Source organism: Allohahella sp. A8, from assembly GCF_047946665.1.
Classification (GTDB): domain Bacteria; phylum Pseudomonadota; class Gammaproteobacteria; order Pseudomonadales; family Oleiphilaceae; genus Allohahella.
Genome location: NZ_CP172312.1, coordinates 1789903 through 1807524 on the forward strand (window position 1 = coordinate 1789903; position 17622 = coordinate 1807524).

Sequence of the window (17622 nt, forward strand, 5' to 3'; positions counted from 1 at the left end):
ATTATTGAACTTAATGGAGTCAAAAGATAGACTCGATCGTTTTTGGCGCAAGCACGTTTTCTTATGCAAACCCTGCGGAACTTCTGGCGCCTTGCCAGGCCATTCTGGACCTCCCGCAAGCGAGGGCCGGCCCTGTGGGCGCTCATCCTGACGATCCTTTGCAACCTCGGACTCGTTGGCGTAGCCGTCCTGACCAACTTCTGGAACCTCTACTTCTATAACGCGCTGCAGGACCTCGATTACAATGCCTTCCTGCTGGGCGGTCTGCAGTTTGTAGGCCTCGAAGTTGCGCTGGCGGCTTTGACGATGGGCGCTTTCCACTTTCAGGAAAAGCTGTCGATTATCTGGCGTCGTTGGGAAACCGAAAATACGCTGCAACAGTGGCTGCACCGCAAGCGCTTTTACAAGCTCCAGCTCACGTCGCCCGAGACGGACAATCCTGACCAGCGAATCGCCGACGATATCCGTCTGTTCATTTCAATTTCCCTCAAGCTTGGTCTGGGCATGATGACGGCGATCACTTCGCTGTTTTCATTCGCACATATCCTCTGGGCGGCGTCGAGCATCGTGACGTTTACACTGGACGGGAAGGAAATCTTCATCCCCGGGCTACTGCTGTGGGCCGCTCTGCTGTATTCCCTGATCGGAACTGGTCTTGTGTTTTGGCTCGGTCGTAAGCTGCCGGGGCTCAACTTCACGCAACAACGGCGCGAGGCGGACTTCCGCTTCTCGATGATGCGCCTGCGCGAGCAGTCAGAAGCGGTTGCCCTGTACCAGGGTGAGGCCGAAGAGCATCAGCGCTTCAGTCACAGACTGAATAGAGCACTCAGCAACTACTGGACCCTGGTCAGACACAAGAAAGCGGTGCTGGGGTTTTCGAGCTTCTACATGCGCTCCGCGACGGTGGTCGGCATGTTCCTGATGGCGCCAAAGTTTTTTGCCGGCGCGGTTCCGCTTGGTCGGCTGACCCAGGTCGGTAGCGCCTTTGGTCAGGTGCAGGAGTCCACGTCCTATCTGATCGGCGTATTTCCGGAAATCGCGGAGTGGAAGTCAGTGATCGACCGGCTCGAGGGCTTCAAGCGACGACTGTGCGAGGTGGATGCGCACAGTACTGGAGAACTCCTGCACCAGGGCGGCAGCCTGTCTCTGAAGGATCTGGAAGTGTGGCTGCCGGATGGCAGGCACCTCCTGAAGCCTCTGAACCTCGATCTGCACGCTGGTGAGCGGCTCCTGATCCGCGGGCCCTCAGGCTGCGGAAAAAGTACGCTGCTACGCGCCTTCACGGGGCTGTGGCCGCACACAAGTGGTTCCACGAGTTATGATCGGGAGAGCGCCCTCGTACTCAGCCAGCGGCCCTATCTGCCACTGGGGTCGCTCAGACAGGTCCTGTACTACCCTCACCCGGAAAAGACTGATGATTCTGCTCTGGCAGACGTACTGCGCGCCTGCCAGCTCGAGCACCTTCAGAACCAGCTTGATGTGCATGCGGACTGGGAACAAACCCTGAGTGTTGGTGAGCAGCAGCGCTGTGCGTTTGCCCGGGCCCTGCTCTCCAAGCCCAGAGTGCTGCTTATGGATGAGAGCAGTTCCGCATTGGACGAAGCCAGTGAAGCCCAGCTATATGCGCAGCTTGCCGACTGGATGCCTTTGTCGGTCATCGTCAGCATCGGGCACCGCCAGACCCTCGAGCGTTTTCACACGCACGTTCTGGAAATTTCCCGAGAAGGACAGTGGAAAAAATGGCGGACTGAGCAGCAATCGGAAACGATGTCGACGAAATTTGCACCGGCGACTAATTTCGAACCAGAATATTCTTGATGAAACGAGGGGGGCCACACAGTTCCTCCGGAACCAGGGCGAGACCGAGGAGTGCTAAAGGTCGGCGGGAAGAATCTTGCAGCGGTAAGCAGAGGAGCGCAGACCGCTACGCGAGCGGTCTGCTAGTGAGGCTTCGGAAAGCCGGAGCTTAGTCTTCGCGTTCGACAGATTCAGCCAGCAATACACCGTCAGCTGTAACCATACCCTCAACGGCTGTGAGTTCCCCTAACTGCGGAAAAAAGTCGGCGGGCTCAAAGCTGGTATTGGAATCAGTCGTCACGGTGATACCAATGATGCTGAAGCTTGGCGGTGTGCTTTCTTCGACGATACCCTGGATACTTGCAGTCGCCCCTTCCTCTGTCTCCTGGCGCTCAATCGAGGTCGCTACCAGAGACCCATCAGCGGCCTGATAGGCATCGACCTCAACCCACTGACCAGTCAATAGCTTTCCCAGATTGAGAAACTTGTCAGACGCTGCGCTACTATCCTTGAAAAATGTGCGATCGCTAACTTTGAACTCACGTCCCAGCACAGTGATGCTATTGGCTCCTACGGCATCCAGTGAAGCTTCCACCTCTATCTGACTCTCCTGCTCAAAGGAGATTTCTTCAGCGATCAGAACACCGTTCGCGTCGACCTGACCTTCTACTTCGATGCGAATATCGTTGGCCAGGCTGGCAGCTGAGCCTTCATCGAATTCGGTATCACTTGTGATACGGATTCGCTGGCCGTTGACGGCGAAACCCTCCGGGCTAAAGTCGGTGACGATACCGACGATTTCAAGCTCCTCGCCTTCCTCGGCGTCTACACCCTCCTCTTCACCTTCGATCTCCTCCGCGACAAACACACCGCTTTGCAGCGGTTGAGCGGTCTTGACTTCTACGAAGAGGCCATTAGCGAGCTCTGCAATGTCTTCAAGTACCGCGCCTGTATAGGCAACAGTCAAACTGCCTAAGAGAAAGGTTTCATTGGCGACGTCGAGTCCAGTGATGCGGCCTTTGACTTCGAAGTCCGTGCTGTCACTTGCTTCTACAAGACTTGCGCGCAGATTGCCGGTGCTGTCAAAGAAACCGCTTACCTCGATCACTGTGCCCGGTGTAAGGATGTCAAAGGTGGTGCCATCGAAGACCGTACTGGCACTGACGATAACTGTCTGACCCAGGACGACCATCTGCTTGTTGATTGAATCGATGCTGCTTATTGGCCCCTCGAGATCGTCATCGAAACTGAGGCTGACGGCGGTACCGGTGCCATCGCCATTGTTCTGGCCACTCACCCGCACGATCATGCCTACTTTCAGATCAGCTTCCGTGATCGTTGCGCCGTCTGAAGTCACGCTGGCCCCGTCGACGTCGTAATGTACACCGTTGACGATTACCGAGCCGAAACCGCTGATGGGACCCATGACAGTCTTGCTGCTTGAGGTGGTCGGAGTGGGCGTCGGAGTCCCCACGCTACCACTACCATCGCTACCACCGCCACATGCAGAAAGAAGACCGGCAGTAATGGCGATACTCAATAAGGTTCTTGAAAATGTCATGATCAGGTTCTCAGCGGGGTCATGAGCGGCAACGCCGTTCTTCGGCATAATTATCCGCCTCGCCCGTAGTGAATCCAGATCGATTCAGTGTCGAATTGTGTAGTCGTGTATACACCCTAACGCCATCTGGGGCATCTCATGAGAAATCATTCACTCGCCCCAGTCCACCACCAGCCCATCCTTCGCGGCGAAGCGATCGAAATGTCGCTTCACCGTATCCTAGAGCTCTTCCAGATCCGCAATATTTGCGGACTGAATAGCTGAAGCGTGCTTTAGTCTGCTTTCAGCGCACAGGTCACGATACTGAAGTTGATCAGCCGCCCAGGTGTCTTCCCGCGCCTGAAGATCGGCAAGCCAGTTTTCCAGCGCTCTGGTATCACCAGCCTCGTAAAGCGCTTCGGCCGTCTCGCCATAGGCCAGCAAGGTTTCCTGATGTTCATCGGCGATAAGACTCATGGCCTGTTCGGTACGCAATGTCAGCAGACTAACGAGCCAGAACAGGGCAACGCTGCCTGCAGCGATGATCAGAAAGAACTTCCACAGCAGCGGCCTGTTCACGAAAAGCAGTAGCCGGTGCCGTGCACGGTTTGCAATCGGTCCGACGCCATGCCCGCATCGACGAGCTTTCGCCGTACCCGGCTCAGGTGCATATCGAGACTGCGGTCGTAGCGGCTGAACTCACGCTCCAGCACCAGCCGATACAGGTAGGCCTTGCTAAGCACCTCATGCTGATGCAGCACCAGTACCCAAAGCAGCTTGAACTGAATCGGCGTCAGCGTCACCGCAACACCATCAACTGTGACCGCCTGCTCCTGCCGGTCGAGCTGCAGGGTATCGACCACAAGTTTCTGCTGACTGCCTCGACTGCTGCTGACGCCCATCGCGCGCCGCAACAGCGCCTCGATGCGCAGCTGAAGCTCGGTAAAATTGAAGGGCTTGGGCACATAGTCGTCGGCCCCCTTGCTGAAGCCGACGATACGTTCCTCTTCCGCACCGCACGCCGTCAGCAGCATGACTGGCGTCTGCCGCGTCCTGCGCAGGTGGTTGAGCACGGAAAAGCCGTCCATGGCCGGTAGCAGGACATCGAGCAGGATCAGATCGAAGCTGCCCCTGAGCGCTGCAATCAGCCCGGCCTCTCCATCAAACTGCTGCTGAATATCGTAGCCGCGGCTACGCAGCAGACTGGAGAGCTGATCGCTGAGCTCTGGATCATCCTCGACAATGAGTATCTGTGGCTGTTTTTCGATAGCGGCAAGCATGGCATTCCAATCCGTGGTGACTGACCAGAATGCCATTATCGCTGAATGATAAGCATTATCAACTAGCGGATAGATTTATCCGACATTTCGATACCAGCCAAGGCCCCGATGATGGTGCACTCAGGCGCCTTGGCGCCGGGACAGCAGCTCCGGCAACTGTCGGCCATGGTGAGCAATGAGGCCTGAATCGCCTCAAGGCGCATCAATTTCTCAGCCACTGTCTCTAGGTGTCGTTGTACAGCTGCCAGTGCTTCGTTGCAGGATCGACTCTCGTTTTCTGACAGCCGGATGAAGTCCCTGGTTTCATCGAGCGAAAAACCGAGATCTCGTGCTCGGCGAATAAACAGCAAGCGCACCTTGTGGGACTCACCATATAAGCGGTGTCCGCCCTCAGAGCGTGGCGGATCCCGCATCAGCTCAATCTTCTCATAGTAGCGAATGGTCTCGATCGGACAGCCGGTCGCCTTCGCCAGTGCGCCAATGGTGGACATATCCAGCCCTCTCGTTTATGGAAAAAAAGCACTTGAACCTGTAGTTACTACAGGCCTCATCCTAGATGAACCAGGGCCTTGTCACAAAGCCCTCCTCTTCAATTTGGTAAGGAGATACCTATGTCATCGAACACGAACAAGAGAAGAGTATAATTGATTGCCGCCGCCTGTGTTGCCTGCTGTGTTGTGCCCCTCTACGGGATCGCAACGGCACTAACGGGCGCGGGTGCTGTCGCGCTCATGCCCTGGAAAGGTGCACTGGAACTTCTGTATTGTGTCCTGCCAATCCTGGTGATCGCCGGACTGTATTTTTGGTACAGACAATACAAGGTTCGCGAGAGTTGCTGTTCAAGCCCTCAGGTGACATGCTCTTCAGCTCAATGCACCCCTGACATCACTGCTGGTCTGGAATCACCCACTTCGGCACCACCCTCACATAAATGACCTCGCCCACCAGCTCGACCAGCGTCTGGGTCACGATCACAGCCGCCACGAGCGTTCGTGTCGAGTCCGGCAGTGCGAACGCAAGTGGCAGAACCACGAGAGAATTTCTTGTGCTGGCGCCAAACACGAGCGCCCTGCCCGCGGCGGCTTCGAGCCTGAAACTATGTGACAGCACTCTCGCTATCACAGGCATGATCAGCATGAATGCAACGAAGAACGGAATGGCACTACCGATGAGTGAGAGTTGATCCGTAATTTTTGGCAACTGCGAAGCAACGATGGCAAAAAGTACCAGTGCCATGAGCGGCACTGGCAGCCATGCCGTCGCTGCCTGCCAACGCTGAGCGATATGAAGCCGACCGCCGACCCACTCTGTGACTATCGCCAACACCAATGGTATGAGAATCAGGACGACAAAGGCCTTGAGCACCGGCGCAGCACTGAACAGGCTGGTGGCGCTGTCGCCGAGTATGAGCCATAGATACAGCGGGACTAGAATGATTTGCAGCAACAGCAGCAGCGGCGTGGCGGCCAGCATCAGCTTTGCATCGCCGCGACCGAGCTGAGTGAATACGACGACGTAATCGATACACGGCGCGAGCAGCACAAGGCTTACGCCGAGCAGCAGCGGAGACTCTTCCGGGAGCAAGCGGGTCATCAACCAGATCAGGAGCGGCACGATCATGAAGTTTGCCACACCCAGTGCCGCCATGAAGCGCCAGTGCGAGAACGCCTTCCAAAGCTGGAGAAACGGTATCTGAGCAAACATGGCGTAGAGTAGTACGCCGAGAAGAGGCTCGATCCAGCCCTCCCCCAGAAGACCGGTAGAGGGTGAAAGAAAACCAACAAGCGCCCCCAGAACCAGCGCTATGAAGTAGCTGCAGACCTGCGTACTTTCAAGCTCCTCAAGGGTCAACGGTCTAGTCGAGCTCGCTGAACAATTTGCAGTCGTTCTGCTGATCAGATGCGATACCAGTGGGCATTACGGCCATGCACAGCACTTCGTTGCCGCCAGTGAGATTCGTTGAAACCACCCGGTTTTCTTGCCCGTCAGATGACATGAAGTGCACTATGCGGGGCTCGCCCTCCTCCAGACCGGCTTCGTAGAGCAGGCCCGAACCATCCCGGGTCCAGAACAGCGTGCGATAGAGACGATCGGCCGTAAGCAGAGTCCGCCGGTTACCAAAGCCACCGCCGTCGCTGAGGTAGAGGCTGCCTGGCGAGCGGCCGTCGATGAACGCAAGACTTTGCCCGTTGGGCGAGTAGGTAGCACTGGCAGTCTTTATGTCAGGGCCGATATCCGCCAGCGGATGAACGCTCGAACTGCCATCGGCACGGGCTAAGAGGAGCTGATCCAGCCCTGCATCCTTGGCGAACGCAATAAGGCTGCTGCTGTCTGGCGACCACTTGAAGTTACGCACCGAACTCAGGCCCTGGGCGCTTTGTTTTGAAACCTGAACGTTGCCACCACCGCCAGCAGGCGCAACAAATATCTCTGCTTGGTTTTGCAGACTCTTGAAGGTGAACGAAGCAATCGCCTGATCATTTGGCGACCATCTCAGAGCAAAGATGCGATCAAGCAAACTCAGATCATTCACGAGATCGCGTCGCTCACCAGTGGCGGCATCATATGATGACAGAATTGGCCTACCGCCAAACATGGTGGAGACGTAGGCAAATCTATCACCGCTCGATGACCAGGCGCCCCAGCTGGTAGATCCGAAGCTGCCGCTGCCGACTGAGACTGCACTTGGGCTACCGGTGGTGGCAACGGTAAAATATCTGTTCCCGCCGATCATCTTCAGTGACAAGCCCAGATAGCGGCTGGTCGCCGACCAGCTGAAGCCAGAACCGCTGGGAAAAACGTCCACCACACCAGGGACAATACGCTGACTGGCACTACCGTCGACGGAGCTCACCCACAATTCGTCTTTTTTCTTGAAATCGCTGCTACTGACCAGATACGCCAGCTGGCTGGAGTTCGGGCTCCAGTTGACGCTTCGGACCGTCGAATCACGCTTGATGCCGCTCGACAACTTGCGTCGAACGCTGCCATCACGGTTCGTGACGTAGAGATCGAGCACCCGGTTCTTGTCATGTTCAGCAACATAGGCAGCCCAGCGGCCATCAGGCGACAGTGCTACCGAGATGACCTTCCCTGCCCTCGCGGGATTAGCGGAGAGTTCTACAAGATTGGTGCCGTTGACATCGACAGCATAGAGTTTCTGATCGGCGCCTCCATTTTCGGAGGAGATATAGACCACGCTGCGCCCAAATGGCGTAGCCGGATCCGCCTCTTCCGGCCCGGCGGGCTCGCCTGGCTCTCCAGCTGGTGCACCTGGCACCGGCGCCCCGCCCGGGGGTTGCGCCGGGTCGGCAGGTGCACGGGCACCCATTCCCCCAGTTTCCTCTGCACAGGCAGCGAGCGTAAGCAGGATGACCGAAGCGAATAACGCTCTGATTGTAGTTGCCGACCTCATAGCGCTATCAGACCCTTTCATTTGGACCACACCTTGGAGATATCGAAACAACCGGTCAACATTTGACGGGGCCTGCATCGATGCAATATACCGCGGCGCGGATACATTTAGATAATCGGAGTTACCGAAACTACAATCTATTACAAAGCGGTTACATAGGCTGTTCGTATCAAAAGCTGCCTGGCGCTCGGTTGTTCCCGGGTTCTCGCGGCTCAGCCTCGATTAAAACCGGAACATGGACTAATCTGGATTAATAATCTTGTTACCCGCCGGCAGTCTTGCCGAGGCACCTGCTACAGCCTGGCGCGGACGGTTCTACAGATCGCCCCGTTGACCTTGGAGAGTGAAAGGCGCCCATGCCGCTGCGTTCACCTGATCAGTCCACCTCGCGCCACAAGCGTATCGCTTACAAGCTCGGCCTGGCCCGCTGTCTGCGTGGTATGGCATCCGTGTTCGAGCGTGCAGCAGAACACATCACTTCTGCGGATCAATCTGACGGGCTGCAAGCTGAGCGGAGGGAGCCGGATGAACGCTTCGAGTGGCTGGTTCAGGGCATCAGTGAGTACGCCATCATCTGGCTGGACGCCGAGGGACGAATAGCCACCTGGAATGCCGGTGCCGAGCGCCTGAGCGGCTTTAGCCCCGAAGACATCCTGCAGCAGCCCTGGCGCAGGCTTTTCACCAAAACCGATATTGAGGCTGGTTTACCGGAGCAGCTGCTCGATCAGGCTGGCCGGGAGCACAGTGCGGTCTTCGAAGGCTGGCGCAAACGGATGGACGGCACGCAGTTCTGGGCCAGGACAAGCATCACCGCGCTCAGAGACGGCAGCGGCGTGCTTCTGGGTTTCGCGCAGGTCACCCAGGACTTTACAGCCTCCAAACATGCCGGTGATGAACACATTCTGCTGCGTTCAATCCTCAACACCGCCCTTGATCCCATCATCGTGATCGACGAGCGCGGAACGATAGAAACTTTCAATCCTGCCGCAGAACGCAGCTTCGGTTATACGCCAACCGAGATTATCGGTCAGAATATCAGTTCGCTCATGCCTGAATCCCATCGCGATCAGCACAATTGGTATCTCAAACAGTTTATCGAGACGGGCCGGACCCAGACCTCGGCTAAGGGCATAGAGGCTTCAGCACTGCGGAAGGACGGTACAGAGTTTCCAGCCGAATTCGGCATCAGTGAAATGACGGTGGACGGCCGACGAAAGCTTACCGGCGTTGTTCGCGATATTTCGGAGCGAAAGCGCAACGAAGCGGCCATCGAAGCCCGTAATCAGGAGCTCGCCCAGGCCATACATCGACTGCAGGAGGAAAAAACGCTCTCCGAACGCATGATCAACAGTATTCCGAGTATCTTTTACTTCTACGACTCCAAGGGCCGCTTTCTCCGCTGGAATCGACCTTTCGAGGAGGTCACCGGCTACAGCGCTGACGAAGTCGCCCGCTCTCACCCGCTCGATTATTTTGTGCCTGAAGAACGGGCGCGTGTCACCGCAGCCATCCAGAAGGTTCAGGACACCGGTCATGCCACTGTGGAAGCCAGTTTCAGGACTAAAAGCGGTGAGCTGATACCCTACTGGTTTACCGGCGCCCGCATTCTCATAGACGGAGAGCCGCATCTTGCCGGGATCGGCGTCAATGTCAGCGATCGTCTGAAAACCGAACAGGCGCTGCGTTTGCGTAATCGTGCCATCGAGGCCAGCCCTAACGGGATAGCGCTCATCAGTCTGGGCATCGAGCCTGGCAATATCGGCTACGTCAATCCCGCGCTAAGGCAGATGCTGCGCCTCAATGACGCTGAGCTCGTGGGCCAGAACTGGGCAGCGGTCCTGTTCACCAACGAAGAGCCGGAGCGGCTGAGCAGCCTGTACAGAATTCTGAATACGGGCGAGGAAGTGCATGTCACGCTGCGACTGATGCGCAGTGATGGCAGTGAGTTCTGGAGCGATCTCTACGCCGCACCAGTAGAGAATGACAAAGGTGAGTACTCCCATCTCGTTGCCGTGGTTGTCGATATTACCGAGACCAAGCGCTACGAAGAGGCGCTTGAGAAACGCGCCAACTTCGATGAGCTCACCGGCCTGGCGAATCGGAATCTGCTGATGGATCGGCTACAGGTAGCGATGGAGCGCTCGCGAAGAAGCCATCAAGCCGTCGCCCTGATGCTGATCGACCTGGATAATTTCAAGTACATCAACGACACACTCGGCCACGGTGTGGGCGACCAGGTATTGCAGCAGGCAGCGCTGCGACTGCAATCATGCCTGCGAGCTCAGGATACCGTGGCGCGCATCGGTGGCGATGAATTTGTCATCGTCGTGTCAGAAGCCGTGGACAAGGCTTTCGTAGCTGCCCTTATGGGCAGGATTCTCACGACCATTGCATTACCGATTCTGGCTGGCAACAGAGAACTGCAGCTGACCTGCAGCATCGGCGTCAGCCTGTTCCCGGAAAATGGTGAGGACCCAGATACGCTGTACAAGCATGCCGACATCGCGATGTATCAGGCGAAAGCTCACGGCCGTAACAACTTCTGGTTTTTTACCGAAGATCTCAACCTGCGCCTGAACGAACGGGTCCAGCTGGAGCACAGCTTGCGCGAGGCAGTCACCCGCCAGCAGCTGGCCCTGCTCTATCAACCCCAGATCGACCTGCAGACAAACAGGATCGTTGGTGTGGAAGCCCTGCTACGCTGGCAGCACCCGGACTTGGGCCTGATAGAGCCTGATCGCTTCATTCCTATTGCCGAAGATACCGGTCTCATCATCGGTATAGGTGACTGGGTGCTCAAGCAGGCAACGCGACAGAATAAGCTATGGCAAAGCATGGGGCTTGCGCCCTTGACCATTGCCGTGAATCTGTCCGCAAGGCAGTTCGCTGAAGCGAATCTGGTTCCACAGGTAGCCACAGTGCTCAAAGCGGCCGGGCTCGAACCAAAGTATCTCTGTCTGGAAATCACTGAAAGTCATGTCATGCAGGATGCTGAACTGGCAGTGCATACCTTGCACCAACTCAAGGCGCTCGGGGTGATGCTGTCGATCGACGATTTCGGCACCGGCTACTCGAGCCTGAGTTACCTGAAGAAGTTCCCCGTCGACGAACTCAAGATCGATCGGTCGTTCGTCCGCGACCTGCATGTCGATGCGGATGACGCCGTGATCTCACAGGCCATCATCTCGCTCGGCCACAGCCTGAATATCCGGGTGATTGCAGAGGGCGTCGAACACGCTGAACAGCTGACCTTCCTGAAAAGCCAGGGTTGTGACCACGGACAGGGTTTTTTCCTGGGACGGCCCATGTCGGCAGAAGCCTTCGAAGTGCTTCTGCGTGAGGCCGCTTCAGATCAGTCCAGCGACTCACGCCAGTAGATGATCCGGTCGTGCCCGCGGAACTGACCGAAGGTCGCAATCGCGGATGGATCATCGGCAGTACCATTGCCATCCCAATCGAATTTCAGCCAATCAGGTACGCTATGGGTCAAACGGACAGAGCCGGTCTTGCTGTCTTTCGGCTGGGTCAGTAACAGAGGCGCCGCATCGAGGTAGCGACCGGCCTGGAGAGTACGCTGAGCAGGTGCTGAGGCAGCTATCCTGACCTCGGTATCACCTGCCCCAAGCGCCCCTGTATAACTGTCAAGCGTGGTGTCAGCCGTATTATATATCGAGCAGTTGTCATCCTCGTTCACCGCCCAGACAGAGCCGGTCCAGTATTCCGAACGCACCGGTACAATCAGATCGGTCACTTCAGGGCCGAAGGCGTTTTCGAGGGCCATCCTGCCATAGACGATTTTCACGGGCAGTGATGTCGTGTCTAGCGACATCTGGTACGACTGGCAGCCTCCGGTGGCAGTGGCGCGATAGCAGGCGCCGTCTGCGTCGGTCAGTTCAGTAGAGGGGAAGTTCAGATTGAAGGCCGCCGTGAAAGGTGCATCACCTGCGGTCGGCCGCGGTGTCGCACGAAGGTAGTTCACCTCATCGTTCAGAAGTGTGATCGTGGCCTGGCCATTGTACTCGGGCGCTGTGAGTCGTTCGAATGAGCGACTGGTCAGATCAGGGGTCAGAATGCTGGCGGTTGCCGCCGTGTTCTGGTAGTCGGGTATTGGATTACCCAGTTTGAAGAAGGCGCCGTCATAGTTCTGAGTCAGCGTACCCTGCTGATTGAAGCCTCTGATAGTCAGGGCTGGGGGAGCGCTGTATTCCGCAGGCTGTGACTGAAAGCCGACTGTGCATGAGGATGTTGTCTGCAGCATCGGGGTAGAGCCCTCCACCGACAGGAAGGCGGGGTAAATCCGTCCGACGATGGTCTGAACCGAAGTGTAGTTCACGCCAAAATACGCTTGTGGCGAGGCGTCCAGTCCAAAGACACCCACTTCACTCAAGGCCTGATCCGGCGTAACGATCTGGCCGTTGTGAACGCTGGTCAGGCTTACACTGGCTCGACGCAAGGTACCCGGCGATCCTCCCGAGGGCGCTTTCAATGTATGAGTGAGACCGACATTCCCGCGGTATTGCCTGGCAACAGGACCAAGCGTACCCGATGTGCCTGCGCATCGGGCACTGATGGTATGACTGAAATTCGAACCGGCTGTAGTGAAGCGGCTACAGGTGTGGTCCTCTGTACTGCAGTCATGATTCGGCGGAAGCGTGAGAGCGAATGATTCAGGTGAGATTATCATGGCGCCAGTCGAGGCGAGCAGCGCTTTGACTTCGGGGGTCGATCCGTCATACGGCGCTGTATCGTGCCTGAAATTGAGAGACAGCAGCTGACCGACGTCGAGATAGCCCAGAGAGGCTGCAGCCTGACCCGCCGTAAATTTCAGCGTTAGATTGTTAGCAGTCGGCGTAGCGCCTGCAGATATTGCTGTGCCATTGATCGATAGCGGAGAACTTGTCACATCCGCCTGCGGCGGCGACTCTCCCGGATCGAGGTTCATCGTAAACCAGCTCTTGAATGGTTTTTCGCCATCGAAGCCCTTGATAACTGCGCAGTTCCCCGAGCCGTCGTTGGTCTGCCCGATTGCGGTAAGCTGCAGATCGATAGTGCGACCACAGCTGAATGACTGCGCACCACTGACAGCAAGTCCGGCCGTGCGCACATCTGTAGCGGCCGCAGCCGTAGCGCTGATGCCAGCGACGGCATCGCGTGCAGTCAGACGCAGGTCCGGCGTTTCGTCGCGATGATAGACGAATATTTCACGCTGACCGCCTTCGGTACCGTCAAAGGCCAGTGAAGTGATTGGTGCGCCACCGGTCGCGGCTGCGAACAGAACGCTGGCGGCACCGGCGCTGGTACTGAAGTCGACCGTGCCCACATAATCGGTGAAGGGCGTGCCATCGTCGCAGCGCGCCACGACCTGCACCGGCATGCGGGTGCCTGGGCAGGCCAGGCCAAAGGCGGGCTGGAGCAGATCGAAGCTGCCCAGCGAGCAGATATCGCAATCGCGGCTGGCCTTGTTGAGGAAATCGATCTCGAACGTTTCGAGCACCCGGTCGTAGAGCATGATCTCGTCCAGCACACCGTGGGCGGAGCTGCCTGGGGCGGCGTAGAGAGAACTGTTGTCGCCGAAGTGAAGGGTGCCGAGGTCTGCAGGTATAGCGCCATTGGTATTGTCGGTGCCCGAAGCCACCAGGCGTCCGTTGGCGTAGATCGCTGACCTGTCGGCCGGATAGTCCCAGGTAACGACGATATGCACCCACTGGCCGGCGGTGAAGCCCAGCGCCGCACTCCTCACATTGAAATCACGGTCTTGCGAGTCTTCATAACTGAACAGCAGTGATCCGCCAGCTTCCTTCGCCAGATAGAAATATTTATCCTGATCCGTATTGACCCGTCGCTGGGTGGCATCGAACAGCGTTCGACTGCGACCATCGTTCCAGTTGCCAGCAGCCTGCCACCAGAACGAAATGGACCCGGCAGCGCCCAGCACGGTATCGATGTCTACTCGCGTATCTATCGCGTCGATGACTGCGCTTGAGGTATTGGCGGGGATAGTGGCGCCACGGCAGATATAGCCGTTGACTGCTGAACTTGCCGCGCCGACGGATATACCCGCTCGCCCCTGGGACGAATAGTCTTCGATGACAACACCAGCTCCGCTCCAGCTCGCCTGCTCAAAGGCGAGATGGCTGAGCGGCTGCGTATCGAACTCATCCAGCAGAAAGGCGATAAGATTCAACCCGAACCGACCCTTGTCGTTAGGCGGCGTGTAGTTGGCACCACCAAAATTTCCAGTAATGAAGTCGACGTCTGTCGCGATGATCAGCTTGCCAGCGCCAGGGGCGAAGTCGCCTTCATCCCAACAGGCGACGGTAACCCGGCCATCTCGATCTCGCCCGCAAACCGTGCCGCCAGCTGACAGAATGGCTGACTCATCCAGGTATCCGAACTGGCCGATCTGCCCCAGTGCGTTCACAGTACCAAATGGGCCTTCCGGACTCTGTAGGGGACCACTAACCGTAGTCGGACCCGTAGACGTGCCGATGGTGGCGAATCCAAGCTGCTCACCAACCGCGTCATGCGCGAAATCATCCTGCAGGAGCACGAGATCGCCGCCCCCAAGATGCCAGCTCTGCAGCGTGTTTCGATAGGCACTGGAATCGCCATCTGCCCACCAGGAGGCGACGAAGGCATCGATTTCGAGCAGCGAGCTCGCAGTAATACTTGTAAGGTCGATGGTATCGACCGCCGTCAAATCCACACCACCGGGACCGAAATTGGCAGGATTCTCCGCTGCGCTTCGAAATGCAGTGAGTTCAGAGCCATCCCAGGCCCAGTTGCCATTATTGGGCGAAAAGCGCCGGCTGTTGCCACCGATGATATAGGTGGCGGCTGTTGAGACTGGTGCAGTCTGCAAGGTGACCCGGACATCATCGATATGCCAGTAGTCATAGCCGCGACCACTGCCAGTACTGAGGGTAAATCTCAGCTGGAGATTACTGGTAGCCGCTGAAGCGGGTAGCGCGTAAGTGCGGTCAAAAACCTCCCCGGCAGGACCGCCCCCGAAAAACTGCTCCAGTTCAACCCAGCTGTTGGAAGCGTCCAGATACTGCAGCGTGAGATTTTCACCACCCTCGGGATAATTACTCCCCGAGCCGTTGAAGCCGCGCCGAACCCATACGGCCACATCGACACTCTGTACGGTTTCAGCTGAGCTAGCATTGATGCGTGGTGACGTTGCATCGACCCTGCTCTCGCCAATCCACAGTGATCGCGATGGTGAATTGAAGATATTTGTTCCAATTGCGACCTCACCCGAGCCACCCGAACGCCGCCAATCCAACCCGGACTCGAAGTTGTCGCTGAAAACGACGATTGGCGCTGCCCAGCTCGATGCTGACGCTAATGCCAGCAGTGAAAGTAGCAGGGCCCTGAAGAGGAATGCGATGTTCATCAATGCGCCCCTATCACAACGGTTCGTTCTGCGCCATCAGCTGCAGCACCACAGCGACCCGTGCTGGTCACCGTAAAATAAAGGGTGCCATCGACCAGATTCTCGTCGCACTTCAGCTCGGCTGAACAGCCGGCAAGGCCAGGCTCGCTGAAGGTATGCGTGGCTGCGACGGCAGTGCAGACGGTCTTGCCATTGGGCGGTGGAAACAACTGGTGCATGGCAATCTCTGCGCCGCTCTCGGCAGCATAGAATGCACGTGTCGACTGCAGGCTGATCGAGAATCCCTCGGCCGTACTTTCTTCCAGCTGAGTCAGCGATAGCAGCAGGAAGCTGAGCACCACGATGACGAAGAGGGCCATAGGCAAACCGAAACCACGATCGCGATGCGCTTTGAATTGAGTGCTGTTCATGGCAGATTCCGGATAGCCGCCTCCTGTTCTACCACCAACTGCTCACTGTCTTGCTCTAGCCGGAAGCGGAAGTTGACTACCGCATTTCGCACCAGTGACATAGGTGAAAAATCGAACTGCACGCTTCCCGCCTGTACCTGATTGATCAACATCGCCATGTCTGCGCCCGATGGCGGCAAAGAGCCTAAGCCCGGGTTGAAGCCATAATTGCTGTACCGAATGATCTTGCCGCCGGCCTGGCAATAAGCGGCTGGCGCGCCGACAATGTAGAAGCGCCTGGCCGGTGAGTGCAGTGGAAATTGATGGGCCGACGACAGGCTGACCGTCACAGCGCCGGTCCCTGTCGGCATGCTTGCCGTGGCTGCGGTAAGTGAGCCAGATGCTGATGGTGAATAGAGCGGCGCGGTACTGATTGGATAGACAGCCACCCTACCCGAAATTGCAGAGTCACGCTGAGCGGAAATAGCCTGGAACGACGACCCGGCAGCTTCGACGGGCAAATCGATATAGGTACTGGCTGCGAAGATTGGAATGAACTCCACGCACGACTTGTCGAGACTTGTTCGAATCGAATTCGGCAGGGCTTCGCGAAGTTCACGCGTAATCTTTTCCGCCGCAACGAGGCCGGCGGTAGCCATCCGCTGGCGCTCTCCTGTGGCGATATAGCCGCCGACGCTGCGAGTGATGAAGCTGGTGATGCCTACACCCAGGGCACCGAGTATCACGATAACCATGATGAGCTCGATGAGACTGAAGCCCCGCTCTTTCGTCCCGACGCACGGAGGCATTAGAAGTTACTCCGATAGCGTGCAAAGGCCATGGCTGATCCGACAGGTGGGGTGACAGTCACGGTAATCAGTTTGAGGTTAGTAGCGGCCAATCCGAAGTCAGTGGTGCACTCCACTTTAACGCGCACGCTGTAGCCTTCATAGGCCGCAAACTGGTTGCTGGTCTGAGACTGTGGGGGACTGTCGACGAGGCCATTGTAGTCACCCACGTCGTCAAAGCTTGCGCGATCTTCGCCAGCTTCGGCGCTGGTATCGCAGGGATACGTCGCGGACGGCATACCGCCCGATGGCGTACTCTCGTCAAAACGCTTGGGCGCTATCTCGTCCAGGTAAGCCTGTGCCAGCTGCAACGCTCGATCCTGTACGACGATATTACTACTGCGGCCAATGGTGGCAGACATGGCGCCCACGATTGCGGCGACAGCGATCCCCATTACGATGATGGTGATGACCAACTCGACGAGTGTGACGCCCTGTTGGCGAGTAAAAGCGGGTTTATTGATCACAGGTTCCCTCATGGGCAAAGCCGAGGGCGCTGAGACAGACACTGCGAGTTTGTGCACCGATCACACAGATGAGTGTGGATCGACGAAGCCCGCTTGGCGAAATGAGATTACCGGCGCCGTCGAACTGCACGGTAAAGTCACCGGTGCTGCCTCCAACACAGGCTGAGGTACTGCTGTCCTTCCAGGTGATTTGCACGCCTTCCTGCGGGAGCCGGCGAACTGCTTTGTAGTCGCCGTTGGTAACCGTCATGACGTACTGGTCATCAACACTCGAAACGGAAAACTGTGTACTGCTGCTGCCGTGGCGCCCGAGGGCGACCTGTTGAGCGAGACGGGCTTGCGAGATGATCTGATCGGAGAGCGCGAGCGTCGCATAACTGCTGGTATTGCTGAAAAGCCCCACCCCCAAAACGGCAAGAGCCGATACCAGTAACAGGACCAGTACCAGCTCTACCAATGTGAAGCCGCTCGAATAACGCTTCACTGC

Annotated in this window: 13 protein-coding genes; 2 read left to right on the forward strand and 11 right to left on the reverse strand. The window is 57.2% G+C overall.

The window, feature by feature from the left end; translation table 11 throughout:
- Positions 1–63: 63 nt before the first annotated feature.
- Positions 64–1818: an ABC transporter ATP-binding protein/permease gene (locus ACH3PB_RS08035; RefSeq protein WP_416398943.1), complete on the forward strand. Its 1755-nt coding sequence runs from the start codon at positions 64–66 to the stop codon at positions 1816–1818.
- A 148-nt stretch (positions 1819–1966) separates the two neighbouring features.
- On the opposite strand, the gene ACH3PB_RS08040 is transcribed toward ACH3PB_RS08035, so the two are convergent.
- The 6 genes from ACH3PB_RS08040 to ACH3PB_RS08065 all read right to left on the reverse strand — a co-directional run bounded on the left by ACH3PB_RS08040 (position 1967) and on the right by ACH3PB_RS08065 (position 8053).
- The gene (locus ACH3PB_RS08040; RefSeq protein WP_416398944.1) at positions 1967–3406 is read right to left on the reverse strand and encodes a DUF5666 domain-containing protein; all 1440 of its coding nucleotides are present in this window, start codon (positions 3404–3406) and stop codon (positions 1967–1969) included.
- 171 nt (positions 3407–3577) lie between these two features.
- The gene (locus ACH3PB_RS08045; RefSeq protein WP_416398945.1) at positions 3578–3916 is read right to left on the reverse strand and encodes a histidine kinase sensor domain-containing protein; all 339 of its coding nucleotides are present in this window, start codon (positions 3914–3916) and stop codon (positions 3578–3580) included.
- Positions 3913–4653: a response regulator transcription factor gene (locus ACH3PB_RS08050; protein WP_416398946.1), complete on the reverse strand. Its 741-nt coding sequence runs from the start codon at positions 4651–4653 to the stop codon at positions 3913–3915. The genes ACH3PB_RS08045 and ACH3PB_RS08050 overlap by 4 nt, the downstream gene beginning before the upstream one ends.
- A gap of 26 nt (positions 4654–4679) precedes the next feature.
- Positions 4680–5108, reverse strand: a complete 429-nt coding sequence (locus ACH3PB_RS08055; protein WP_416398947.1) for a MerR family transcriptional regulator — start codon at positions 5106–5108, stop codon at positions 4680–4682.
- 394 nt (positions 5109–5502) lie between these two features.
- On the reverse strand, positions 5503–6468 hold the full coding sequence (locus ACH3PB_RS08060) for an arsenic resistance protein (protein ID WP_416398948.1): 966 nt from the start codon (positions 6466–6468) through the stop codon (positions 5503–5505).
- Positions 6469–6472: 4 nt separating this feature from the next.
- The gene (locus ACH3PB_RS08065) at positions 6473–8053 is read right to left on the reverse strand and encodes a hypothetical protein (protein ID WP_416398949.1); all 1581 of its coding nucleotides are present in this window, start codon (positions 8051–8053) and stop codon (positions 6473–6475) included.
- Positions 8054–8388: 335 nt separating this feature from the next.
- Between ACH3PB_RS08065 and ACH3PB_RS08070 the strand changes: the two genes are divergently transcribed.
- On the forward strand, positions 8389–11409 hold the full coding sequence (locus ACH3PB_RS08070; RefSeq protein WP_416398950.1) for a PAS domain S-box protein: 3021 nt from the start codon (positions 8389–8391) through the stop codon (positions 11407–11409).
- Here the strand turns inward: ACH3PB_RS08070 and ACH3PB_RS08075 are convergent.
- The 5 genes from ACH3PB_RS08075 to ACH3PB_RS08095 are packed head-to-tail and all read right to left on the reverse strand — an operon-like array spanning position 11385 to position 17619.
- The gene (locus ACH3PB_RS08075; RefSeq protein ID WP_416398951.1) at positions 11385–15431 is read right to left on the reverse strand and encodes a DUF6701 domain-containing protein; all 4047 of its coding nucleotides are present in this window, start codon (positions 15429–15431) and stop codon (positions 11385–11387) included. The two genes, ACH3PB_RS08070 and ACH3PB_RS08075, sit on opposite strands and share 25 nt — an antisense overlap.
- Entirely contained in the window at positions 15431–15841 is a 411-nt protein-coding gene (locus ACH3PB_RS08080) for a hypothetical protein (RefSeq protein WP_416398952.1), read from the reverse strand. The genes ACH3PB_RS08075 and ACH3PB_RS08080 overlap by 1 nt, the downstream gene beginning before the upstream one ends.
- Entirely contained in the window at positions 15838–16629 is a 792-nt protein-coding gene (locus ACH3PB_RS08085) for a PilW family protein (protein WP_416398953.1), read from the reverse strand. Before ACH3PB_RS08085 ends, ACH3PB_RS08080 begins: the two co-directional genes overlap by 4 nt.
- Complete coding sequence (locus ACH3PB_RS08090; RefSeq protein WP_416398954.1) at positions 16629–17135, reverse strand: type IV pilus modification PilV family protein; 507 nt, start codon at positions 17133–17135, stop codon at positions 16629–16631. Before ACH3PB_RS08090 ends, ACH3PB_RS08085 begins: the two co-directional genes overlap by 1 nt.
- Positions 17125–17619, reverse strand: a complete 495-nt coding sequence (locus ACH3PB_RS08095) for a prepilin-type N-terminal cleavage/methylation domain-containing protein (RefSeq protein WP_416398955.1) — start codon at positions 17617–17619, stop codon at positions 17125–17127. The genes ACH3PB_RS08090 and ACH3PB_RS08095 overlap by 11 nt, the downstream gene beginning before the upstream one ends.
- Positions 17620–17622 lie beyond the last annotated feature (3 nt).

Excerpts from the sequence above, each read along its gene's own strand:
- ACH3PB_RS08080 (WP_416398952.1), bottom strand. The coding sequence starts at position 15,841 with ATGAACAGCACTCAATTCAAAGCGCATCGCGATCGTGGTTTCGGTTTG.
- ACH3PB_RS08070 (WP_416398950.1), top strand. The coding sequence starts at position 8,389 with ATGCCGCTGCGTTCACCTGATCAGTCCACCTCGCGCCACAAGCGTATC.
- ACH3PB_RS08035 (WP_416398943.1), top strand. The coding sequence starts at position 64 with ATGCAAACCCTGCGGAACTTCTGGCGCCTTGCCAGGCCATTCTGGACC.
- ACH3PB_RS08065 (WP_416398949.1), bottom strand. The coding sequence starts at position 8,053 with ATGAAAGGGTCTGATAGCGCTATGAGGTCGGCAACTACAATCAGAGCG.
- ACH3PB_RS08050 (WP_416398946.1), bottom strand. The coding sequence starts at position 4,653 with ATGGCATTCTGGTCAGTCACCACGGATTGGAATGCCATGCTTGCCGCT.
- ACH3PB_RS08085 (WP_416398953.1), bottom strand. The coding sequence starts at position 16,629 with ATGCCTCCGTGCGTCGGGACGAAAGAGCGGGGCTTCAGTCTCATCGAG.
- ACH3PB_RS08040 (WP_416398944.1), bottom strand. The coding sequence starts at position 3,406 with ATGCCGAAGAACGGCGTTGCCGCTCATGACCCCGCTGAGAACCTGATC.
- ACH3PB_RS08055 (WP_416398947.1), bottom strand. The coding sequence starts at position 5,108 with ATGTCCACCATTGGCGCACTGGCGAAGGCGACCGGCTGTCCGATCGAG.
- ACH3PB_RS08075 (WP_416398951.1), bottom strand. The coding sequence starts at position 15,431 with ATGAACATCGCATTCCTCTTCAGGGCCCTGCTACTTTCACTGCTGGCA.